Origin of the sequence: Candidatus Regiella insecticola LSR1 (assembly GCF_000143625.1) — a bacterium.
In the GTDB taxonomy this organism is placed as follows: domain Bacteria; phylum Pseudomonadota; class Gammaproteobacteria; order Enterobacterales; family Enterobacteriaceae; genus Regiella; species Regiella insecticola.
Map to the genome: position 1 here is coordinate 77739 of NZ_GL379589.1, position 23818 is coordinate 101556.

Below are 23818 nucleotides of genomic sequence, written 5' to 3' on the forward strand. Positions count from 1 at the left end.
GAGTATTTATCCTAATGAATATCTAACCATGAGCATTTTAAAGCAATTAGCCCTGATTCCTGACCCACGTAAAGATATCAATATTAAGCACCAATTGATCGATGTGATTTTCTTAGTTTTTGCCGCGGTGGTTAAGTGGAGCCTCGGGATGGAAATCAATCAAAGTATGGCACTTATCAAAACGGCATCCCCCGCCGCCATTGCATTGATAACATTATCAATGCATTAGATACGGATTTACTGGTTCAAACCTTGCTATCATGGATTAATGAACGACGTGAGCGAACGGGTAGGACGCTGATAGCACTCGACGGTAAAACCTTACGCAGAAGCTGGTCTGAAGAGATTTGTACCGCCTTACATACCGTCAGTGCCTATGATGTTGACGCCGGTATTACGCTCTATCAAAAAGCGGCAAACAGTAAGGGCAAAGAAGGCGAACTCGCTCGTCAAATCATCGATGCATTAGCGTTGGATAATGCGGTTGTGACGCTCGATTCATTGCATTGCCAAACCTCAACGTTATCACTTATCACGCAACGCAACGGTGATTTTGTCGTGCCGCTTAAAGCCAACCAAAAGACACTATTTGCTACCGCCTATTACACGGATAAAGTGCATGAATACACGCAGACTAATCAGGGACAGGGGCGAGTAGAGAAACGCACCGTCATGCAAATCAATGCGGAATTACCGGAGGAATTAAAAGCCAAATGGCCTTCCATTCGCACCTTCATTGAGGTAGCCAGTGAGCGAACAAAGAATGAGATAACCCACTGTCGTTCGCGTTGGTATGTCAGTTCACTCCCTTTAAATGCAGAACAAGCGGCATTGGCGATTCGGCAACATTGGGGGATAGAAAATCAACTTCACTGGGTTCTGGATGTGGTGTTTAGAGAAGATGAACTCTCGATAAAGGCGCCGGAGGGCGCCGCCCATATGGCGCTTTTCAATCGTGTTGCCTTGAGCCTGATTAAACAACATAAAGGCAAACAAGACAGCATTGCCAGTAAACGTAGAAAAGCCGCCTGGTCAGCCGATTTTCGCAGTCAACTTATTTTTGGATAAAATATCAGCAAAGTGGAATCCCGCCCTGGTAAAGCCCCAGAATCTCCTCTGCACTTAATTGTTTCAGCGTGGTAACAACAACGACTAGCCCGTTATCTCCATATTTTGGGCACTAAAAAATAGAGTCCCAAATCTAGTCCCTAAAAAACAGAGTATAACCTTGCCACACCGAAAGATAACAGGCAACAAAAAACCCGCAAACTCATTTAGAATGCGGGTTCTTACAGGATTACAGTCAGTTTCTGATACTAACCGATATGATGATTGGTCGGCGAGAGAGGATTCGAACCTCCGACCCACTGGTCCCAAACCAGTTGCGCTACCAAGCTGCGCTACTCGCCGATAATTATTTTTGGTGCGAGGGGAGGGAATCGAACCCTCACGTCTGTAAAGACACTAGCACCTGAAGCTAGCGCGTCTACCAATTCCGCCACCATCGCTTACTTAAAGTCTATTCAAAATTTTTTATGTAACCATTTACTCTTGTAAGTTGCTATTTTGGCCTGTTTTTGTGCCAATCTAACACTATTTAATAAAATTTTGAAAAGACTCTTAAAATTTGGGGTGGCTAATGGGGCTCGAACCCACGACAACTGGAATCACAATCCAGGGCTCTACCAACTGAGCTATAGCCACCATAACGGTTTTCTATTTTCTACAATTTTATCCCCGCCGCTTCTCACGCTCAGAAACCAGTGGTGCGCCCGACAGGATTTGAACCTGAGACCTCTGCCTTCGGAGGGCAGCGCTCTATCCAGCTGAGCTACGGGCGCCTAGCGCCGTTGCGGGGGAGAATACTACGGTTTTAATATTAGTCTGTCTAGTGATTTTTAAGTAAAAATGATTCGTTTGTTTATGCTTTATTCATTTTGCCTTTGTTGAACTGCACCATACAGTTATCAGTGGATTTTTTACAAAAAACCTAATCGCCATTTGAAATCTCTGATGTGCACAAAATGCGAATAAGTGCTTATACCCAATGAATTTCGAGTTATGGCAAGGCGGCCCCAAGGTGCAGGGCGGGATTCCACTTTGTATTTTTTTTCATCAATAAGATCAATATTTAAGCATTTCGCAGACGAAATTTTCTCATATGTTTAATTAATATACACAAATTGTGTGTTTTTTAATCTAAAATTGATTAATTAATGAGTTAGATCCCGCCCTGGGCCAAGGTGTGAGACCGATGAGCGTAGATAGACTACGTGATTCGGCGAGCACCCGCCGCCGTAACTTGAAAGGCGAAGGGTATACATCGGTATATTTTTAGAAACTAATGCCGTGTTAATGTCAGATAATTTATACCCTTCGCCCTTGCAGTTGCCGCTTTGTTGGCAGCGGGGATTCACCCATAATCGCCGCCTGCTTGCCGTGGACGGCTGTGTAGTCAAAGAGCCGGGCAGTCCCTTCCCCGACTGGCGACTGCACTATGCAATGGATATCAGAACGCTAAATTGTTACCAGTCGCTTATCACCCCTGTCAGCGCCGGTGAAACGCTGACAAGGATGCCAAAATCCAATAAAAAATGCTGGCAACCAGCAAGGAGTTAAGTGATGGAACACCCCAATCGAGAGCCAGTCCGACGGCACTCCCTAAAATCGAAGATACAATCGCAGGCCACCCGATCAGAGGGGTAGAGAGAGTATCGGGTAGTTTTCCTTCACGTCGCGTGGCATCAAGTAAGGCACGATTCGTGCGTAAAATATAATAATCAACCAGCATAACACCGATAATCGGCGGGAAAAGTACGCCCAGGACAGTCAGAAAATCAACAAATTGATCTAAAATTCCCATTATAGATAACGTTGTCCCTAACAGCCCCATAGCCAGGGTTATCCATGTATAGCGCCATTTTTTTCCTGTCATTCCCTCCAAAGCGTTAGCGATACCTAACGAAGAAGAATAAAGATTAATATCGTTTATTCTCAACGTAGAAAAAATAACGGTAAGTAGTCCGATCCCCCCTGCTGTTTGTGCCATAATCGCCACCACATCAGAAGTGTTGAGTACACGAGCAATTAATATGGCCAGACCGTTAACAATAAACTCGCCTACGACAATAGAAGCAATAACCATCCAGAACACATGTTTTCTATTTTGGCAATAACGGCTCAGATCCGGTGTAATAAGACTGGCGACAATACACCCGCCCACCACAATCGTTATTCCAGCACTAATGGTTATTGGTTCACCGATAGGCACCGCATTAATGAGATGAGTGATATTATGCCCGGTCAATGTCATCACTGAAATATATCCAATGACGATGGAAAAGAGCGGCACCGCTAATTTTGCACTGAATTTTAATGCCTTAAATCCAAAAGTAACCAGTACTGTTAGCGCTGTGCCTGACAATGCCGCCGACCAGCCAAAGCCCAGTCGATCATTCAAAGCGTAATTGAGACCCTGTGCGAAAACAGCATTTTGCACACCGAACCAACCTAACAAGCTCACCGCAATCACCATGCCTACAAATACTGAGCCCAAGCGGCCAAAACCACACCAACGCGCTAATAAGCTGCTTGATAGTCCTTCACGCATCCCTGCAAATCCAAGCCCGATAGTAACAAATCCGAAAATGAGACTGCCAAAAAAAATAGATAAGAAGGCATGGCTTAGTGTCATGGAATGTCCTAATACCGCACCTAGCATAAACTGATCTAATGCGGTCAGCATACCCATGTAAACTAACGTTACGCTGATAAAAGGAAATCTCATTGTTGTAGGTACACGGCTGACAGTATAATTATCATCATTAATAATATTTTTATTCATTTTCTCTTAATCTCTTTTAAAAAAATAATTATTATTAATATAAATTCATTTAATAGTATTCTATTTGACAATAGAATACAAACCCTGGGCGGAATTAGTTCCAGAATTACAAGATCACGATAAAGGTGCTGAAAAGACCGGAAAAAGTGTCTGTATTATTGAGACTTATTTTTGGAATAACGAAGAATCCATTCAGCCTTATTTTTGTGAAAAATTTCCAGTTTACAATAAAGATAAGCAGTGCATAGTGACTGTTTGACATGCCAGGAAATTTAACTTTTTATCTCCATTGGAACTTATTGATAAACGTTCTCCATCTGCATTAATACTAGAACTCTCTAATGATCTATTTACAAAATCAGAATTGAAGTTAATTTTTTTTTGCAGTAAATAAATTATGCTGCAAGCAACAAGTATAAAATTTTTACACTATACGATAATAGTATTTTTTGCCAAAATTTGAAGCTTGTTAATACACGGATACTTAAATGTTTTTCATTGTGAATGATGAAACATTGAGAATAAGAACATTATTTATTTTATCTTTGAGCAAGAGTAAAATTCACTCTAATAATAATGCATGTAGATAGTACTGTGTATCACAACAAGGCATGAGTAAATCATAATTATGATTTACTTAATTAAGCACTATTAATTGTATGTAAATAATGAAGACCAGAATTGAAGCTGGAAGATCACTTACAAAAATTTTCATCTATATTTTCAATTGGTGTCACAGAAAAGAGAGAGTGATAAAATAGTTATTATTTTTATTCTAAATCTCATGATTGGCATCCAGTTTATTGAAAATAGGAGGGCGTCGTGATGAGTAACCGACAAAATAGAGCGAGAAAATGCGCGTTAAAAGATAAAATAGTAGCGGCTACTAGTAGCCGCTACACAAAATGAAATGAAAAGAAAATAAAGAAAGCCAGAAAACCGCTATTTGCTCAGTATAAAATAAAACGCCTTTCCTAGATTAGGATTATTGAATAATTAGCCTTATGAGAAAAATCATAAATTGCTTAATTTGGGTTAAGGTTGTTTTGCGGTTATTACTCCCGTTAATCCTTCTTTTTACCCCTATCATGATCGTACCTAATTCACAACCTGTGGGCGATAAATGTGGTGTTTCAAAAGAAGAGATCACTGCCGACGGTAAGAATGCAACGACCTTAATATTTACCGCCAAGGATGGCAGCAACCAGCCTGTTCGCAATTTAAATGTGAGATTTAAACCTAGCCATGAAGCGGACACCAGGCTGAGTGCAGTTACCGAGCAAAAAGGGTGACGATTACACCGCACATTGATGGCCAGGCCGTCGAGGGAGTTGCGGCAGAAAACGTGACCTTCACGGCAGCCCGTGTTGATTTTGATGAATCTAGCTTTAGCGCTTCAAGCTGTATTCTTTTTACCGACGGTCAGGATAAAGTGACATTAGCCTTTACCGCCAAAGATAGGCACAACCAGCCTGTCCGCGGGTTAGTGATTAGCTTTAATAAGGAGAAGAATCGGCCGTCGGGTTTTAGCACCATTCTGAGTGACATCACCGAGACAGATTGAGTTTATCGCGCTACCCTAACAGCAACCACAAAAGGTAGCAAAGAGGCTATCTCAGAATTGGTGGATTTCCGATTGATGATCGATGGTAAGCCGGCCGGGGTGGTGAACGAGGTTTTACTAATTGCTCCCAAATATTACTTTACTGTTTCAAAAGACAGTATTGCTCCTAACTATGAAGATGAATCGACCTTAACCTTTACCGCCATCGATGGCGGCAACCAGCCTCTCCACGGGTTAGCGGTCAGTTTTAAACGTGACGATGAAGAAGGCACCATACTGAGTCCAATCATAGAGAAAAATGGCGTCTACAGCGCTACGTTGAAAGGGTTTAGTGCTAAAAAGGTAACAATTGAACCACGTATCGGCGGCCAACCAGTGGCGGGGATCACGGAAAAAACGGTGACATTATCACGGGAATGAATCGGCTGAACCGCCTCGAGGCTCCTGAAGACTAAACTCTGAGTATAAAAAGGAGCCCCGAAATGTCATCGAAACGTTATCCTCCCAACTCTCCCAAACTGTGCCAGCGGGCAATGAGGCTCCTGCTAGCGCAGCGCACAGGCGGTAGTAGCTTCTCCGCCAGTGTCCTCCATCGCTATCATAGAAACCAAATGACAAACCAGTTCGGTCAATGTACCCACATCTTTGAAGTTGGCGTGCGACCCGGTGAGCGTAGACCTACTTCAAGTGTCGCCTTAGCGCCTATTCGAAATCTTCTTTAGCGAAGATTTCGAATAGGCGCTAAGGCATTAATGGATTCAATTAATTATTGCATTCGTTATCTTTTAACATTATATTTACAATTATATAACATTAAAGAGGGTAAATATTATGTCACTGATTATTCAAGGCGCAACTTACCTGCCATTTAACATAGTTATTAGTGAAAAAAGACTCAAACGTACGATTTATGGTTCTTCGAAAGAAGATGCCATAGAAATGGGCGTCTGGGGCAAAATTAAGGACTGGGTTTGTAGGAATAAAAAAAGTAAAGCACTGAAGAAGATTTATGATTTGACGCATAACGATCATGAACCGGATACTGAATCAGCACTGAAAACAATAACTTCTTTTTACCAACTTAAGGAAATGATCTATCCTGGTTTTCAGGATAGATTTCAGGCGTCTGTCACAGAAAACGAAGATGGTACTTACACCTTTGCCTTTTCTATAAAAGATGCAATGGATGAACGCAAGTTGGTCTACGGGAATTTTGAAAAGGACGTTCATGCTTTTTCTGCAAGAAAATTAACCAATAACAGTGAGTTTTTAGACACCAGTAACGTTTCTCGTGAGGGCGTTGATGCCGCCTTAGCTAAGGTGGCTTACAATGTTGCTCTAGATAAACTGGAAGGGATTTCTTCGCCAAATCAGGACAGGTTATATCTACATTTACTCAGTGAACGAACAAAACAAAAAATGGGGTTTGATCAACGTCTAGCTCAGGAGTGGATTACGTTGCAAATGAAATGTTTTGATTATTACGCCCTGCAACGTTCCTCTCTGGACTCCATTGAGGGTATGGATCTAACAAAGACAATAGAAACGGAAAATGAATGGATCTATAACTTTGCTAGATCAATGAGCAGTATTAAAAGAAACATACAAAAACCGCTAGCTGAAAAATTTAATAACAAAACTAACAGGCTGTATGATGAACCCATATATGCAGAAATTACTGATTTAAAAGCAGTTCATTCTGAACGAACTGATAAGCCCCTCCGTGCAATGACATCACAATCTCAGACGATTCAAAACTTTCGGTTATAAAATACTATGCAGGCTCCGTAAATGGCGATATCTACGCAACAGTGAACAAGAAAAATAGTGAAGAATCAGAATTATTAAGAAGCATTAAAGATCATATAATTAAGAATCCTAAAGAATTTCCAACAGCTTATGAATATATCAGATTAGGAAAGGGTATATAGCTGAATAAATTTTCAAAACTTACTCTGCGTCGTCACAGTGTGCCAGAGATCAGCATCGGTAAAAGTGCTGCCAATACGACAGCATTAGCCAGTGTCAATTTGTAAAAGAAAAGACATCGTCGTAAAAAACCACTTAAAAAAATCGAATTGCACCTATTTTTCTTTGGAGGGATCGGTGCACACAAGTTTTATTTAGGCAAGATTGGTCAGGGATTTTTATATCTGCTCTTTTTTTGGACACTCATTCCAGCGATTATCGCTTTCATTGAATTCATTAGACCTCTTCGGAAACTAGCATTCATATAAGAATTTTGGTAAAACACTCCTGAACAAGGAGCCGCCATGAAATATGAAGTAATAAAAGTACTGGAAGAGGAAAAATTTCGTCGCTTAACGGGTGTTAAACGCAGTACATTTGAAAAGATGATAAAGATATTGAATGAAGCAGATAAGAGTAAGCAAGGGAAAGGAGGTCGGAAACCCAAGCGGGGTTTAGAAGAGCGCTTATTAATGGCACTGGAGTATATACGAGAATATCGCACTTATTTTCATGTCAGCCAAAGCTATGGCGTGAGTGAGAGCACATGCTATGAAACGATTAAATGGATAGAGAATACGCTAATAAAGCATCCTGATTTTGCCCTACCTGGACGCAAAGCTGTATTAAAAAGGGATAGGGAGTATGAGCTGGTTCTTATTGATGCCACAGAAACGCCGATTGAACGTCCCCAAAAAAACAAAAGCCGTTTTACTCAGGAAAAAAGAAACGACACACCTTAAAAACACAAGTGCTCGTTGATAAAAAAAGTAAAGCAGTCATCTGTACAAGCTTTACGAATGGGAGGCGCCATGATTTTAGGTTGTTTAAGGAGTCTGGTGTGCGAATACATCCTGACATCAAAACAGTTACCGATACAGGTTACCAAGGGCTTGGCAAGATTCATTCAAACTCGGCGTTGCCTAAGAAAAAGACAAAGAAAAATCCCTTAACAAAAGAAGATAAACGCAACAATCGTGCGTTATCAAGCCAGCGTGTATTAAACGAACATGTCATTGGTATGATTAAAAGATTTAAAATTGTATCAGACCGTTATCGAAACAGGCGAAAACGTTTTGGATTAAGATTTAATCTGATTGCTGCAATTTATAATATGGAAATTAGATAAATGATAGTTTCCGAAGAGGTCTATTATTTATCTTTGCAATTCCGATGAAGAGTTTGCCAGAAAATACGGTTAACTAAGTGTGGAAGATTAGACTGGAAATTTAAGCCCCGCGACACGGGGTCTTTTCGATGTGGTCAACGCCTGGACACTGAAAGAAACAAATCCTTTTATTTCAATTGTATAAACTATAGAAAAGACGACTATCAAGTAACCTAATAAGTGCTATTTTTTCTCCCAAGAGGGCAGCACAAACTTTCCATGCCATTTTTCCATGCCATGAAAATGTATGAGACATATTATATTCTTTTTCACCAAATTGTAGCATCGTTTGCAACGTGAAACTTCCTTTATGATTATCCCAACATTCTTCTTTTATAGCGTACCGGGCTGATTTACCTTTATAACCTACTACACCACTAGAAGTGAGCCAATCACGATCATTATAATTAACTTCTCTGCTGTCTTCAGTAGGATCGACGATTTTGTGAGAAATGAACAATTGCGTTATGAGTTTTTTATTATCTGGTATATTCAATTCGGTTTTAGGCCATACTATGACATGATGCATTCTACCTGCAAACGACATCTGACACCCATTATCTAACTCTCCTGTTGAAGTTATTATAGCACTTGCAGTCGCAGTCGTTTTTATTGAACCGATATCATTTATATCAGGTGCTTTTACAGAAACAAATTTCGATTTATTTGCTGTGATCAAGTTACCATATTGGCCTTTGGCTATCACTTTAAGGTAAAGCTGTCTTCCCCAAAAATAATATTGCGGACTAAAATGAATCTCATGGATTCCTGATGATTTAGGTACCTCTTTTTCCCCTAAAGATTGTCCGCCATCATCGAATAAATAAACAGTAACACTTCCTGCCTGATTAAATTCGTTAGAGGTATCTATACGCAAGGGTAAGATGATGTCGTCATCAGCGTATACAGGTATCCAGTCACCATTATTGCTATAATTACCGTGACTGCTATATCTTATTTCCTCGAGTTCAAAAATAGGTTGACTGTAAATAAGCACATCATAGTGTCCTGAGCTGGCACTATAAAAATCATTCTCAGCAACATTAAGTGTCAGACGTGCGCGACCCTTACCTACTTTACCCTGAACACTCTCCGAGCTGGACAGGTTAACCACGTTGGAATCACTGGATCCCCAGTGAACATCAGCATCTGACGGCACCTTATTTTTGGTTTTTTGTAGCGTGAAAGTTTCTTCGTCGGTTGTTTTCACTTCGGTCACATCAAAGCTGATATTTACCGTGCCTTTGTTAAGTAGATAAAGTACATCAGCAGAGGCAGCTTTAAACTGGTCTGTTTCCCGCGTACTGACGCTCACCGTACTTCTTCCCGGTTTGATTGCGTTGAGAGTACCATTGCCGTTTACGGTCACGATCCCGGTATTTTGACTGGTATAAACAGGAGTAAGGCTGCTTCCCACATCCGCATTACCGAAAGTCGCTGCAATGCTGTAGGACTTACCGTCTGCCCACGTAGCTGTAATCGGGTTACCATCACCCGCCTGCAGTTTCGGATCGGCTTTATCAATGGTCAGCACATAACTGGCCTTTGCCGGATTGTATTGTGCATTACCTGATGTATAAACCGTGATCTTGACTTCACCGGATTTTATTAAGGTGACCTTACCGTTATTGTCAACCGTCGCCACGCTATTGTCCGAACTTGACCATATCTGCTCCACATTATCGGGCATACCCCTTATCGCCTGCGAACGAATAAAGTTTTTGGTATAGATGGTACTCTGCTGCGCATTTGCAAAGTGAAGATCAGGTGTGATGGTTCTCGCGGTAATAGTGATCGTCACGACCTTCTCCATGTTGTTCCCCACAACGGCCTGACCTTCGACGTGCGGGGTGATCGTCACCGCTTTGGCAAGGGTGCCTTTCACCGCTTTCAACTTGGCGCGGTAGACGCCCTTTTCTTCCGTGATGTCACTTAGCCTGGTGCCCGTTTCATCGTCACGGTTAAAGCTGACCTTTAAATTGCACAGAGGCTGGTTGCTGGCATCCTTGGCGGTAAAAGTTAAAACGGCTTCATCTTCACCGTCAGCAGTAATGCGCTCTTTTGAAACAGTAAAATCATAGTGACGAGGAGCAACCGGTGCAGCAGGGGGTGCCATCAACGTCACGGTTTGCGCTCTAACCTGGTCAATGGCCTGACCTCCGACGTGCGGGGTAATCGTCACCGCTTTGGCATCGTTACCTGTTAGGGTGGCGCTGTAAACCCCCTTATTCTCCGTGACGGCACTTAGCCTGGTGCCCGCTTCATCGTCACGTTTAAAACTGACGTTTAAATTGCGCAGAGGCTGGTTGCTGGCATCCTTGGCGGTAAAAGTCAGGCTGGAGGTGATCTTACCATTCGCGATGATGCTATCGGGTGAAACCGTAAAGGTGGAGTTCTGCGCATCAACAATTATGGGGGCCACGGCGCTTAGTGTATAAACATTATTGTTGTCAGCAGGGTAAGAGGGAAGTTTTATCTCTACAGTGTCTTGTGATATCTGTGTGACCGTTCCTCCCGCAGCAAGTAGACTGGTTCTATCCCAGTCAATGCGTCCAAGGCCATGTTTCGCCGTGACCAATGCAGTTAACCGAAAGGTATTTCCTGCTACATTGCTCAATTTCTGAGGTAAGGTTAAACGGATAACTTGCTGTTTTTGATGATCCAGCACGATATGGTTATTACGTTCCACTAAATCATAACGGTTGCCGACCCGTGTTCGCATTGTGGTGACTGCTGAGGGATTTATCTGTGCTTGCCAAGATTCACCCAGGCGATAATTCATCTGAAAATTAAAAAAGGTGTCGTTTTTTCGGCGTTCTACACCCAAGGTCAATAAGGGAATAGGGGTACAGTTGATCCCCACAGTGATAGCGTTGGGATTTTTTTGTCGATGGTTTGTAGCGAATAAAGCCACTTCATCACCATAGTATTGTTCAAACATTAACTTACCGCCTAATTGCGGATAAGACGGCAAATAGGCCTCGACACGCAGATCGTAGCCGTTAGCCGGACGCGCGTTGTAACCAATAAAGTCTTGTGATTGATGCCAATTATTTAAGGAAAAATAACTATTAGCTGATAATTTCAGGTAATCAGCCCACACTTCAGCACCTAGCCCAATCCTCCGATTTTTAGCTGTTAAATCATGATCAAAAAACGTATTAACACCAAACATCCAATTATTTTGGAAAATACGCGCCCCCGCACCGATATTAAAGGTATTTTGGCCACTTTTATTACGGGCACCGAGCTGGGTAAATAATAACGACTTTGAGTTATCGTACAGGGGGAGCATGAAATCTAGGGCGCTACCGTCCAGATGAAAATCGTTATCGATATTAAGTTGTACCCGAGCAGTACCAAACTGATTTAGCCACTGCCCAATGCTAGCATTGGCTTCAGATACCACTGCTGAGCGAGCCATATTGATTGCTGCATGAATAGGATTATCAGTATTGGATAACAATGATCCGGTGGTCATTATTCCTTGTACTATTTTATCTTCCGCCGTCACGGTTTTTTCAGTGTTATTAGAATTTTTACTAAAAAAAAAACATTTTATCCCCCCAAAGCCGACGTCCAAGCTCGAAAAGATTTTCAGACTAAGCTCCAGGGCTAACGTGGATGAAAGCGGTTTTGCTCATGATATGCCGCGTCTTTATGGTTATTCAGTGAAAGGGAAGCGCTGTTACGGCCAACACGATTGCCATGCCAAAGCACGTACTAATGTCATTGGTGCACAGCTTAACGGAAAATTAACTACGGTTTGTACCTTCGACTGCCATATCAACAGCGATATTTTTTATGCCTGGGTCACCCAAAGATTTACTGCCAAAATCCCCTCCAGGGGCAGTCCTTGTGATGGATAATGTGCGCTTCCATAAACGCCAAGACATCCAGGCTGCTATACAGAAAGCTGGCTTTATTCTCGAATATCTCCCCACGTATTCTCCTGACATGAATCCCATTGAGCACAAATGGGCTCAAGCTAAAGCCCTTCGCAGAAAGCGACTATGTGATATCGATACCTTGTTTTCTGACCCTTTTTTCTGACCCTTTATTTTAAATCAATTTATACCGCATAAGCTATACGATAGGGTGTCAGCGCTTCGGTCAATTTTTTCCGATAGCGGGCAACTAATCGGGGAGTCACTAAATCCAAATTTCTAAAACGATCTTGACTGCCTGGCAGAGCCAGTTTTTGATGAAAGTGATCCCAAAACGCATTGAATGTGTGGATGTTGTTATTTATTGCGTGTTGAACCATAAATTCGAGCAAGGTATTGACCGCTATTTTTTCCTTTATTTTCTGCATATTGCTCAATAAATCCGGCGAGGGAGCGAACAAATTTGAGCTAGCTCTTAAAATATCGGTAGTGGCACCATCGGCACAATATATGATCCTGTCAGCCAGTTCATAAATTTGCGCTAATTTATTGTTGAGTGGATTTTTTGGCGTATTAGGTTGCACTAACAAACGCGCGATTTCTTCCAGCACACTTTTCACCTGGTAGTAACGGTGACTATCCTGATCATCGCTGTTCTCTATTTTTTTCTTGAATACTTTAAAATTTTCGCTCACTAAAGTGGTATTTTCTTGATCATCAACATTGGCCGTATAAAACTCAACAATTTTATCAACAGCCTGATGATATTTTGCAATAGACCTCTTTGGAAACCGTAGCGAGTGATGCGAAGTCAAGGCGCCCGGCGCACAGCAACCTTCGTTAACATAAAGTACATGAGGATTGCGCGCACCGCAGGATCCGTATCACGCAGTAGGTTTCCGAAGAGGTCTAATGAACTGCGCATAATCTTCCGACATTTTAAAGCTTGCCACTGCCTCAGACGTTTCACCGGTATAATAAACCGAATCGACAACATTAATATCATCAGCTGCTACCTGTGCGGCGGCGCCTTCAACGGGCGCTGCAGCGTCGGGGGCATGTTTCTTTTCTCTATTTCTCTCTCTTTGCTGCTGTGCCATGCGAACAAGATTCATGCCATTGTCCTGAATATCGCGCAACAGTTGCTCATAATTCTGGATACGAGAATCTTCGGGAAAGGTAAACAGATCGAGAAAAGCTTATGCTTCAGCGTAGGAATAATTTGGCTGAATACTTTTTACTTTGGTGATCAAGGCTTGCCATTTTTTAGGAGGGATCCCCGCACGGTTAATATGAGCGGCTAAAACTGACGTAGAGTCGCTCTCTGGAAGATCGGCTGGGGGGAGAGGCTGAGATGAGCCGGCAACGGTCATTTTCACTTTTTTGGGGGGAGGCACTTCTTGCTCGGAGGTGGATTTGTCTATCATTGTCCAACTGAGAGGAGAATGATAACCATGATTAAGTGGTCCCGGATCAACCAAAGCAAGCTCAACATGGCTTTCTTCAATACCCTCTAGCATCGATTGATAATCGCTCACTTTGGTGGCGTTAGCATAATTAAATTGATTGAGAAAAGCTTCGGCTTCAGCTAATGAATAGCGAGGCTCAATATGTCGAACCCGCTCAATCAAATGTGCCCATTGTTCTGAAGTAATACCTTCTGGATTTTTTGCCATTTTTATCATCCCTGATTTGGAGTCTATATACCCTTCGTCATACCCTTTGTCTTTCAAGCCGCCGCGTTGTTGGCTGCGAGTGCTCGCCCTGGCCGCCGAAGGCAATTTCAAAGACGAAAGGTATACTATTTTACGTGATTTTTACCGCATTTATTTGCGTGATTTCACTTTCAATGGAGCCATCTTGCAAGCGAGTGATGATTTTTTCTCCTCTTTGCCCTTGCTTGATGCTGTTTAACACCGTTCCGGCTGAAGTGTGAGTGACATTATAACCTCGTGCCAAAATGGCTAATGGGCTCACCGCTTCCAGTCGCGAGCAAACAACGCTAAAGCGCTGGCGATACTGATTACATTGACGCTCTAAAGCCTGTTTAAGACCATAGGCTTGCTGTTGTATCCGTTGATGATAACCATAAAAGTATTCAAGTAACCTTAGCTTGATCAAACGTTGTTGCAGAAAATGGAGTTGCTGTAACTGCTCGGCCATTTGCGTGCTTATCGCCTGCTCCAATCTATTTTGTAACCTAACTAACTCAGTTTGCTGATTTGCTAGCTGTAACTGTGGATGCTGTCGTTGTAAACGATGTTTAAACTGACTAAATTGGCGTTGGCATTGCGCTAAATAATAATCCAGCGCCATCGCCATACGTTGTTGCTGTACTGCAATTTGGCGCATCAATTCAAGTTGATCACGACTGAGCAACTCTGCCGCCGCCGAGGGGGTGGGCGCTCGTAAATCAGCAACAAAATCAACCAGCGTGACATCGGTTTCATGACCCACAGCACTGACGATGGGAAGGCGACTATTAAATATCGCGCGTACCACCCGCTCGTCGTTAAAACTCCATAAATCCTCTAGTGCACCGCCTCCTCGACAGACGATCAGAACATCACATTCAGCGCGCTGATTAGCTATTTCAATCGCCTTCATAATTTGCCAAGGCGCGTCAACCCCCTGCACGCTAGTAGGATAAATCACCACAGGCAAAGACGGATCACGGCGTTGTAGCACCTGGAGAACATCATGCAAAACTGCGCCATGGATAGAGGTGATAACGCCAATCTGTTTAGCCGAATGAGGCAGCGGTTTTTTATGATCCTGTTTAAACAATCCCTCCGCTGTTAGCTGCTGTCTAAGCTGCTCAAATTGCTGCTGTAATAAACCATCACCAGCGGGTTGCATATTTTCAGCAATCAGCTGGTAATCACCTCTGGCTTCATACAATGTGATCGATGCGCGGATCAGTACCTGCTGACCATTACGAGGCTTAAAGGTGACAAAACGATTACTATTGCGGAACATGACACAACGTACCTGGGCGCGCTCATCTTTTAGCGTGAAATACCAATGGCCGGAAGAGGGCTGTGAAAAATTGGAAATTTCAGCGCTGAGCCGGATTTGCCCCATTTCCATTTCTAGCAGTTGTCGCACATGCTGATTAAGCAGACTCACAGTAAAAATTGAGGGGACAGAAATTGATGGCATGCAGGCTCCTAAAAAAAGAGGTCTATTTTTAATGCGTGATTTTTATCAGCAATGTAATCTTGCTAAAAGAAGTCATATTGTTATTAATTACTCATTTATTTGTGGATGCCCCCGTGATTCTAGATTTACAAATTGTATGTACTCACAATAAAAAACTACCGACCGAAGCCAATTTTAACAGCTGGTTGGAGGCGATACAGGTAAAATTTCAATCGTTATCTGAAGCTGAAATGACCATTCGGCTGGTGGATGAGGCTGAAAGTCGTCAACTAAATTTTATCTATCGTGATAAAGATAAACCAACCAATGTGCTATCTTTTCCCTCTACCCTTCCTGAAGAAATTAACTTGCCATGGTTAGGCGATCTGGTTATTTGTCGACAGGTGGTTGAACGAGAAGCGGTAGAGCAAAATAAAACCCTATTGGCTCACTGGGCACACATGGTTGTGCATGGCACCTTGCATCTGCTAGGGTATGACCATATAACTGATGAAGAGGCGCAAGAGATGGAATCTCTCGAAACTGACATTCTACAAACTTTAGGCTATCCTGATGCCTATTTTCTGTAGAGACTATTCAGCCTCCAATAATGCGGGCTGATCTAAAAGCCTATTCGAAATTATAACCAACATAGGTAATTTTAATTAAAACGCCATGAGCGACGACCATCCATCTATCAATGATAATTCCCCTCCCGCCAAAAACGGATTTTTTTCTGCTATTAGTCGAAAATTTTTAAATATCGTCTTGCGTTATTTTTTCCAGTGCAAGATTAAAAATCGTACTGATTTAGTCGCATTTATCCGTGATTCTGAACAAAAAGATCTGATCGATCACGATACAAGAGACATGCTGGAAGGGGTGATGAATATTGCTGAACAACGTGTACGAGATATTATGATCCCGCGCTCTCAAATGGTCATACTCAAATACAATCAAACCTTGGATGAATGCTTAGATGTGATCACTGAATCGGCTCACTCCCGCTTTCCTGTTATCAGCGAAGATAAAGATCATATTGAAGGCATGTTGTTAGCAAAGGATTTATTACCTTTTATACTCACGGATTCTACTGCTTTTAGCCTCAATAAAGTGTTGCGACCCGCGGTGGTGGTGCCAGAAAGTAAACGGGTTGATCGGATGCTAAAAGAATTCCGTCTACAGCGCTATCATATGGCTATCGTCATCGATGAGTTTGGCGGAGTATCCGGGTTAGTAACCATCGAAGATATCCTGGAGCTTATCGTAGGCGAAATAGAAGATGAATATGATGATGACGAAGAAGATTGGGCCGTTCGCCCACTTAGCAATGATACCTATGCCGTACGTGCATTAACCAAAATTGAATACTTTAATCAAATATTCAACACCGATTTTAGCGATGACGAAGTCGATACCATCGGCGGTTTCGTCATGCAAGCCTTTGGTCACTTGCCTACACGTGGTGAAGTTATTGAAATTAAAGGTTACTCATTTAAAACGGCGATGACAGATAGCCGTCGCATTATTCAAGTTCATGTTAAAGTTCCTCCAAATGGGCTATTTCCAACATTGGAAAACTAAATGTTACTTAATCGTCAATGGATTCGTATTTTACTCGCCTTCTCGTTTGGTGCTTGCGGTACATTGGCCTTTTCTCCGTTTGATTTTTGGCCGGCGGCGATTCTTTCGCTTGCTGGGTTACTGCTCTCCATCTTAAATCGTTCGCGTAAACAGGCGGCCATTATCGGCTTTGCTTGGGGGATGGGCTTATTTGGCACTGGTATTAATTGGGTTTATGTCAGCATTGCTGAATTTGGTGGGATGCCAACAGTAACCAATATTTTTCTTGTCTTATTATTATCCGCCTACTTATCTTGCTACCCACTGCTCTTTGCGGTGGCACTCACTTGCCTGTATCCAAAAACAACCTGGTATAAATTCGCTATAGGTGCGCCGGTGCTATGGCAATTGAGCGAATTTTTACGTGGATGGGTGTTAACTGGATTTCCTTGGTTACAATTTGGTTATAGTCAAATCAGTGGCCCGCTGCGAGATATTGCGCCTATTTTAGGCGTTGATGGCATCACTTTTACCTTAGTTGCTATCAGTGGCCTGTTGGTGTATGCCTGCCACCAGCGACGCATTATGTTGGGGATGATGGCACTATTACTTTTATTGTTACCCTGGTCGTTACGTCAACTGAATGGGGGGACAGCAAACTGGTTTACCCTCAATCCTGATAGAACCGTCAATATTGCCATGGTGCAAGGTAATATCGCGCAATCAATGAAGTGGGATCCAAGCACCTTAGCCGATACACGCCAAATCTATCTGGATGCCACCCTGCCCTACCTGGGCAAGGCGCCGATTATTATCTGGCCGGAAACGGCAATCCCTGATATTGAAGTGAATCAATATCCTTTTTTATCGATGATAGACGAAACAGTGCGCGCTCATCATAGCAGCGTGATCACCGGTATTGTCGATGCCCGCCAGACGGAAACCGGAACGCATTTTTTTAATAACGTTATTGTGTTGGGAGACAAAGAACACTATCTATACTCTACGACTCAGCGCTATCAAAAACATCATTTGGTGCCTTTTGGCGAGTTTGTACCGCTAGAGCACTTACTGCGCCCGTTAGCCCCTTTTTTTGATCTGCCGATGTCTTCTTTTAGCCGTGGCAACGAGATACAACCCCAGCTCAAAGTGGCAGGTTTCAATTTAACAGCCGCTATTTGCTATGAAATCGTGTTGGGTCAGCAAATCCGTAACAATTTTCGCCCCGATACTGATTTTCTGTTGACGGTCTCTAACGACGCTTGGTTTGGACATTCTATTGGGCCATGGCAACATTTCCAAATGGCACGTATGCGTGCGCTGGAAATGGGGCGACCATTGCTACGTAGCACTAATAATGGTATCACCGCCGTAGTAGCAGCGAATGGCGACGTGCTGGCGGCTATTCCCCCCTTTACACGTCAAGTACTTAATGTTGCAGTCACACCCACTTCTGGTGTGACACCTTACGCCCGTTTTGGCAGCTGGCCATTATGGTTGATTAGCTTGATACTCGCGGTTATCCCCTTCGTCTTTAAAGCTGCTGCTAGGCAGCCAGGGGGTGAGACCGATGAGTGTAGATAAACTACCTGATGAGGCAAACTCCCGCAGCCAACAAGGCGGCGCGAAGGGTATATGCAAAAAGTCTATTAACTCACCGACAGGAAATACTACGCTGTGACCTTAAACGACATTGTTACTTACACGACAGATTTTGCCCGAGCACATGAAATTTGGGCGATTCCGCTGGTCTTTTTCCTCGCATTGGGTGAATCATTGGCTTTTATTTCTTTATTGTTACCCGCTACCATTATTTTATTGGCATTCGGTGTCCTTATTGGCGAAAGTGGGATTACTTTTTGGCCGATATGGATTGCCGCCGCAATTGGCGCATTTTTCGGTGATTGGCTTTCATATTGGATAGGATTTCACTATAAAGACCGCGTGAATACGTTGTGGCCATTATCTCATCATCCACATCTACTCACACGGGGGCGTACATTTTTCGAACGTTGGGGGATTTTTGGTGTATTTATCGGCCGTTTTTTCGGGCCGTTACGCGCCGTTGTTCCTTTAATTGCCGGTGTTTGTAATATGCCACAAGGTTATTTCCAATTAGCCAATCTCATTTCTGCCTTTTTTTGGGCTTTTGGCATATTAGCGCCGGGGGCGTTTGGTATGCAGTGGCTCCATGAATGGATGGATTAGATTTCTCGCGTGGTATGAATTCTGCGTTGCGCAGTAGGTTTTGCAACAAATCTAAATAGGAGAAACCGTGGAGATAAATGTATGGTACATCCTGATCGGAGCGGGTTGTTTACTCAGTGTCTTATTGGGATGGTTGGTTGCTGCTAGCATTGAGAAACTAAAACAGCTGGCCTATTGGCGTGATCAGTGTCATAAACTTGATACCGCATTACAACTTCAGCGTGAAGAAAATAGTGCGCAAAAAACGGAGCTGCGCGAAATGAAGGTTCGCTTAGAAGAGACACGGACAGCCGCGGAAGAAAAACAACATTTATTGTTAAACAGTGAACAACGTTTGACCAGTCAATTTGAAAACCTAGCAAATCGTATCTTTGAGCAAACAGGTCGCCAAGTGAATGAACAGAATCAACAAAGTTTGGATCACCTGTTGTTACCCTTGCGCGAACAATTAGAAAATTTTCGACGGCAAATTCAAGAGAGTTATGGCCAGGAAGCACGTGAACGTCACACGCTAACACATGAAATTCGTTGCCTTCAACAATTAAACAGTAAAATGGCCAGTGAAACCATTAATCTCACCAACGCCCTGAAAGGCGATAATAAAATACAAGGCAACTGGGGTGAAGTGGTTCTGAGTAAGGTGTTGCAAGCTTCTGGTTTACGAGAAGGTCATGAATACCACACCCAGGTGAGTGTGAAAGTGGATCACAATAGTCGTATGCAACCTGATGTTATTGTGCGTTTACCGCAGGATAAAGATGTGATTATTGACGCTAAAATGTCATTGGTGGCTTATGAGCGCTATTTTAACAGCGAAGAAGAAGCCAAACGAGAAAGTGCACTGAATGAACATATTCTTTCATTACGTAACCACATTAAAATGTTAGGTAAAAAAGACTACCAACAGCTCCCTGGTTTACGCTCGCTGGATTATGTTTTGATGTTTATTCCCATTGAGCCTGCATTTTTGGCGGCACTGGATCGACAACCTGAATTGATCAACGAAGCACTACAGCACAATATTATGTTAGTTAGTCCCACCACATTGCTGGTGGCTTTACGTACCATTAACAACTTATGGCGTTATGAACATCAAAGCGAAAATGCACAGAAAATCGCCGAACGTGCCAGTAAACTTTATGACAAATTACGTTTATTTGTCGATGATATGGAATGCTTGGGACAAAGTTTAAATAAAGTACAGATCAGCTATAGCCAAGCGATGAATAAACTGATTGAAGGCCGAGGTAATCTGATCAAACAAGCAGAAAGTTTTCGCACCTTAGGGGTTGAAATTAAAAAGCCCATTAGTCCCGTGTTAGTAGAAAAAAGTAAGACAAAAGAGGAACGTCATTCGGTATCGCACGAAGATGAATTGCCTTGTGTAGTAACAGAGTAATCGAAGTTTATTGATCAAAAGCAGGCAGGCAAAAACAATGACAGGGCAAGAAAAAGAGACTACGCATTTTGGTTTCCGTACCGTAGCCAAAGAAGCGAAAGAAGACATGGTCGCCGCCGTTTTTCATTCTGTCGCCGCTAAGTACGATTTGATGAATGATGTGATGTCATTTGGCATTCATCGTATCTGGAAACGCTTTACCATTAATTGTAGCGGCGTTAGACGTGGCCAAAAAATACTGGATCTGGCGGGAGGAACCGGCGATTTAACCGCTAAATTTTCGCGATTAATTGGCGATCAGGGTCAAGTGGTGTTGGCCGATATTAATCAATCGATGTTACAGGTAGGACGCGAAAAACTACGTAACAATGGCATCATAGCCAATGTGTATTATGTTCAGGCCAACGCCGAAGCCTTGCCTTTTCCCGATAATTATTTTGACTGTATTACTATCGCTTTTGGCTTAAGAAATGTCACCGAAAAACAGCAGGCATTAAACTCGATGTTTCGCGTGCTCAAACCGGGAGGACGTTTATTGATCCTCGAATTCTCAAAGCCAGAGTGTGAACCGATAAGTAAAATCTATGATGCTTATTCGTTCCATATTTTGCCCAAAATGGGAAAAATAGTGGCTCAAGATGCCGAAAGTTATCGTTATTTAGCTGAATCGATTCGTATGCATCCCGATCAGGAAACGCTGAAAGGGATGATAACTGACGCTGGATTTGAAAATGTGACCTACTTTAATTTAACCGGCGGCATTGTGGCGTTACATCGCGGCTTTAAGTTTTGAAGTGGAGAATATGATGTCTTTGAAACGAGAATTTTTAGCCTCTACTGCCGTTGCCGCGCTGCTAGAGCTATTGCTAAATAAGCTGCTATTTCGTGATCCAAGCATGAAAGCAATACGTGCTAGTCTGGCCAATAAAGTGCTAGGTATTGAAATAAAAGAACTGAAAACCCCTCTGTTATTATTATTTTCTCCGTATCACGTTGATGTTTTAACTCACTGGGAAGACCCTATCGATTGCACGATTAAAACAGGTCTCAGTGCGCTCACTAAGCTCAGCGATCCACAACAATTATCCTCATTAATACGCGATGGTCAGCTCATCGTCGAAGGCAACATTCAAATTGCACAGCAACTGGTGACGCTATTGGATTTTGCGCAATGGGATCCCACTGAATACCTGGTGCCTTATATCGGCGATATTGCGGCGGAAACAGTGGCGCAAATGCTAGCTAAAAGTCATCGTTTCCTCACCACTCAGTGGAAACAACAGCAGCGTTATTGGGCTGAGGCAATAACCGAGGAATGGAAAATAGCCCCCCCTCCATTAGCAGTGGCTTGGTTTAGTAAAGAGGTTGATGCTGTCTCGCAAAAAATAGACCGACTCAGTGCGAGATTAGAGCAGCTGGAGGAACGATGACACTACTGGGAGAATTTCGACGTCTCTGTTTAATTATTCGCGTATTTTTTAATTACGGCTTGGGTGAATTAGTCCCCAATGTTGCTGTATTGCGCATTGTCTGCCGGTTATTTTTTTGGTTACCGAATCGTCATAAAGACAAACCATTAGGCGAACGTTTACGGCTAGCATTACAACAATTGGGGCCCGTTTGGATCAAATTTGGTCAAATGATGTCAACCCGTCGCGATCTGTTCTCAACTGAGATTGCTGATCAATTGACATTATTACAAGATCGCGTCGCGCCTTTCGATGGTAGCCTGGCGCGTCAATGTATTGAATCGGCAATGGGGGCACCTTTAGCAACTTGGTTTGATGATTTTGATCAGCAAGCATTAGCCTCAGCATCAATAGCTCAAGTGCATCGGGCTCGTTTGAAATCAAATGGTCAGGAAGTGGTGTTAAAAGTTATCCGCCCGAACATTCGCCCGATTATCAAAGCAGATATTCGTTTAATGTATCGTTTAGCGAAATGGATCCCCAAATTACTGCCCGATAGCCGCAGATTACGTCCCTATGAAGTGGTGAAAGAATACGAAAAAACCTTATTTGATGAGTTGAATTTGTTACGAGAAGCAGCCAATGCGATCCAGCTACGTCGTAATTTTAAAAATAGTTCGACGCTCTACATTCCGAAAGTGTATTCGGATCTCTGTCGAGAAAATGTGTTAGTCATGGAGCGTATTTACGGTATTCCAGTATCAGATATTACCGCGTTAGAGCAGAATGGCACCAATATGAAACTGCTGGCCGAACGCGGAGTTCAGGTATTTTTCACTCAAGTATTTCGCGATAATTTTTTCCATGCTGATATGCATCCAGGCAATATTTTTGTCAGTTATCAACATCCACAAGATCCCCTGTATATCGGCATTGATTTTGGCATCGTAGGCGCGTTAAATAAGGCTGACAAACGCTATCTCGCCGAAAATTTTGTGGCTTTTTTTAACCGTGATTATCAAAGAGTGGCCGAATTACATCTTCATTCAGGCTGGGTACCGGATGATACTAATGTAGAAGATTTTGAATTTGCCATCCGCACCCTATGTGAGCCTATCTTTGCAAAACCGTTAGCTGAAATATCCTTTGGTCATTTGTTACTGAATTTATTTAATACCGCCCGTCGTTTTAATATGGAGATACAACCTCAGCTGGTGCTACTACAAAAAACATTATTGTATATAGAGGGGCTAGGACGCCAACTTTATCCTAAACTGGATTTATGGGCGACCGCGAAACCTTTTTTAGAAAACTGGTTGCGTGATCAATCAGGGCTCTGTGCGCTGCTACAGACGTTAAAACAAAAAATCCCGTTGTGGGCAGAAAAATTCCCCGAACTGCCTGAACTGGTTTACGACAGCTTGCAACAGCATAAAAAATTACGGCAAAGCCTAGATCACTTGTCACTGCAACTTAAAAAGCAACAACAGCAGGGGAAAGCACATTATTTATTGAATGTCGGCGTGACACTACTGGTGAGTGGAACGCTTTTACAACTTATAGGTCAGCATGAAGCATTGTCGATAGGATTGATTATTGTTGGGGTGTGGATGTGGATCGTCGCTTGGAAGCGTGTTTGAAACCCTACTACCTGATGAGGGCAAATG

The 23818-nt window shown here is 42.7% G+C and carries 20 protein-coding genes, 4 tRNA genes and 3 pseudogenes; 17 read left to right on the forward strand and 10 right to left on the reverse strand.

Annotation, left to right across the window (positions count from 1 at the left end; genetic code table 11):
• Positions 1-28: 28 nt before the first annotated feature.
• Positions 29-1068 (forward strand): annotated as a pseudogene (locus tag REG_RS00630) (ISAs1 family transposase).
• Positions 1069-1333: 265 nt separating this feature from the next.
• On the opposite strand, the gene REG_RS00635 reads toward REG_RS00630, so the two are convergent.
• The 5 genes from REG_RS00635 to REG_RS00655 form a co-directional block, all read right to left on the reverse strand.
• Positions 1334-1410 (reverse strand) — tRNA-Pro (locus REG_RS00635).
• Between the two features lie 11 nt (positions 1411-1421).
• A tRNA-Leu gene (locus tag REG_RS00640) sits at positions 1422-1508 on the reverse strand.
• Between the two features lie 120 nt (positions 1509-1628).
• A tRNA-His gene (locus REG_RS00645) sits at positions 1629-1704 on the reverse strand.
• A gap of 60 nt (positions 1705-1764) precedes the next feature.
• Positions 1765-1841: transfer RNA gene (locus REG_RS00650), tRNA-Arg, on the reverse strand.
• Positions 1842-2548: 707 nt separating this feature from the next.
• A complete protein-coding gene (locus REG_RS00655; protein ID WP_006704072.1) occupies positions 2549-3844 on the reverse strand; it encodes a cytosine permease in 1296 nt (431 codons plus the stop codon).
• 1004 nt (positions 3845-4848) lie between these two features.
• Between REG_RS00655 and REG_RS00665 the strand changes: the two genes are divergently transcribed.
• The 6 genes and pseudogenes from REG_RS00665 (at position 4849) to REG_RS11660 (ending at position 8505) form a co-directional block, all read left to right on the forward strand.
• The gene (locus REG_RS00665; RefSeq protein WP_039906853.1) at positions 4849-5136 is read left to right on the forward strand and encodes an Ig-like domain-containing protein; all 288 of its coding nucleotides are present in this window, start codon (positions 4849-4851) and stop codon (positions 5134-5136) included.
• Positions 5133-5408 carry a hypothetical protein gene (locus REG_RS00670; RefSeq protein WP_039906855.1) on the forward strand — a complete coding sequence of 92 codons (276 nt, stop codon included), beginning with the start codon at positions 5133-5135 and terminating at the stop codon, positions 5406-5408. Before REG_RS00665 ends, REG_RS00670 begins: the two co-directional genes overlap by 4 nt.
• A gap of 75 nt (positions 5409-5483) precedes the next feature.
• Positions 5484-5828 (forward strand): invasin domain 3-containing protein, encoded by a 345-nt coding sequence (locus tag REG_RS00675; RefSeq protein WP_039906856.1) that lies wholly within the window; start codon positions 5484-5486, stop codon positions 5826-5828.
• 411 nt (positions 5829-6239) lie between these two features.
• Positions 6240-7178, forward strand: coding sequence for a hypothetical protein (locus REG_RS00680; protein ID WP_071985152.1), 939 nt, complete (start codon positions 6240-6242; stop codon positions 7176-7178).
• Positions 7179-7495: 317 nt separating this feature from the next.
• Positions 7496-7645: pseudogene (locus tag REG_RS10965) on the forward strand (TM2 domain-containing protein); the annotation flags it as partial.
• A 36-nt stretch (positions 7646-7681) separates the two neighbouring features.
• Positions 7682-8505, forward strand: a protein-coding gene (locus REG_RS11660) for an IS5-like element ISRein1 family transposase (RefSeq protein WP_260200023.1) whose coding sequence is annotated in 2 segments (ribosomal slippage) — positions 7682-8069 and positions 8069-8505 — 825 coding nt in all. Because the reading frame shifts where the segments join, the coding sequence is not laid out codon by codon here.
• Positions 8506-8677: 172 nt separating this feature from the next.
• Here REG_RS11660 and REG_RS00695 read toward each other — a convergent pair.
• Complete coding sequence (locus tag REG_RS00695; protein WP_141553579.1) at positions 8678-12058, reverse strand: inverse autotransporter beta domain-containing protein; 3381 nt, start codon at positions 12056-12058, stop codon at positions 8678-8680.
• 106 nt (positions 12059-12164) lie between these two features.
• Here REG_RS00695 and REG_RS13930 point away from each other — a divergent pair, with 106 nt between their 5' ends.
• Together REG_RS13930 and REG_RS13935 are read left to right on the forward strand one after the other, a co-directional pair.
• Positions 12165-12413 (forward strand): transposase, encoded by a 249-nt coding sequence (locus REG_RS13930; RefSeq protein ID WP_260200036.1) that lies wholly within the window; start codon positions 12165-12167, stop codon positions 12411-12413.
• A complete protein-coding gene (locus REG_RS13935; protein ID WP_260200037.1) occupies positions 12406-12597 on the forward strand; it encodes a transposase in 192 nt (63 codons plus the stop codon). The genes REG_RS13930 and REG_RS13935 overlap by 8 nt, the downstream gene beginning before the upstream one ends.
• Positions 12598-12616: 19 nt before the next feature.
• On the opposite strand, the gene REG_RS00705 is transcribed toward REG_RS13935, so the two are convergent.
• From REG_RS00705 to xseA, 4 genes are all read right to left on the reverse strand, one after another.
• Entirely contained in the window at positions 12617-13246 is a 630-nt protein-coding gene (locus tag REG_RS00705) for a hypothetical protein (RefSeq protein WP_006704077.1), read from the reverse strand.
• 69 nt (positions 13247-13315) lie between these two features.
• Positions 13316-13570 carry a hypothetical protein gene (locus REG_RS00710; RefSeq protein ID WP_006704078.1) on the reverse strand — a complete coding sequence of 85 codons (255 nt, stop codon included), beginning with the start codon at positions 13568-13570 and terminating at the stop codon, positions 13316-13318.
• Positions 13571-13630: 60 nt separating this feature from the next.
• Entirely contained in the window at positions 13631-14218 is a 588-nt protein-coding gene (locus tag REG_RS00715) for a hypothetical protein (protein ID WP_006704079.1), read from the reverse strand.
• Between the two features lie 19 nt (positions 14219-14237).
• A complete protein-coding gene (xseA, locus tag REG_RS00720; RefSeq protein ID WP_006704080.1) occupies positions 14238-15593 on the reverse strand; it encodes an exodeoxyribonuclease VII large subunit in 1356 nt (451 codons plus the stop codon).
• Positions 15594-15706: 113 nt separating this feature from the next.
• Here xseA and ybeY point away from each other — a divergent pair, with 113 nt between their 5' ends.
• The 8 genes and pseudogenes from ybeY to ubiB all read left to right on the forward strand — a co-directional run bounded on the left by ybeY (position 15707) and on the right by ubiB (position 23791).
• Positions 15707-16162, forward strand: a complete 456-nt coding sequence (gene ybeY / locus REG_RS00725; RefSeq protein ID WP_087943363.1) for an rRNA maturation RNase YbeY — start codon at positions 15707-15709, stop codon at positions 16160-16162.
• Between the two features lie 85 nt (positions 16163-16247).
• The gene (corC, locus tag REG_RS00730) at positions 16248-17156 is read left to right on the forward strand and encodes a CNNM family magnesium/cobalt transport protein CorC (RefSeq protein WP_006704082.1); all 909 of its coding nucleotides are present in this window, start codon (positions 16248-16250) and stop codon (positions 17154-17156) included.
• The gene (gene lnt, locus REG_RS00735) at positions 17157-18719 is read left to right on the forward strand and encodes an apolipoprotein N-acyltransferase (protein WP_006704083.1); all 1563 of its coding nucleotides are present in this window, start codon (positions 17157-17159) and stop codon (positions 18717-18719) included.
• Between the two features lie 93 nt (positions 18720-18812).
• On the forward strand, positions 18813-19343 hold the full coding sequence (locus REG_RS00740) for a DedA family protein (RefSeq protein WP_006704084.1): 531 nt from the start codon (positions 18813-18815) through the stop codon (positions 19341-19343).
• A gap of 136 nt (positions 19344-19479) precedes the next feature.
• Positions 19480-20742 (forward strand): annotated as a pseudogene (rmuC, locus tag REG_RS00745) (DNA recombination protein RmuC); the annotation flags it as partial.
• A 37-nt stretch (positions 20743-20779) separates the two neighbouring features.
• Positions 20780-21535 (forward strand): bifunctional demethylmenaquinone methyltransferase/2-methoxy-6-polyprenyl-1,4-benzoquinol methylase UbiE, encoded by a 756-nt coding sequence (gene ubiE, locus REG_RS00750; RefSeq protein ID WP_039906857.1) that lies wholly within the window; start codon positions 20780-20782, stop codon positions 21533-21535.
• Between the two features lie 13 nt (positions 21536-21548).
• A complete protein-coding gene (locus REG_RS00755; RefSeq protein ID WP_039906859.1) occupies positions 21549-22172 on the forward strand; it encodes a ubiquinone biosynthesis accessory factor UbiJ in 624 nt (207 codons plus the stop codon).
• Complete coding sequence (gene ubiB / locus REG_RS00760; RefSeq protein ID WP_006704088.1) at positions 22169-23791, forward strand: ubiquinone biosynthesis regulatory protein kinase UbiB; 1623 nt, start codon at positions 22169-22171, stop codon at positions 23789-23791. Before REG_RS00755 ends, ubiB begins: the two co-directional genes overlap by 4 nt.
• The last annotated feature ends 27 nt before the right edge of the window (positions 23792-23818 follow it).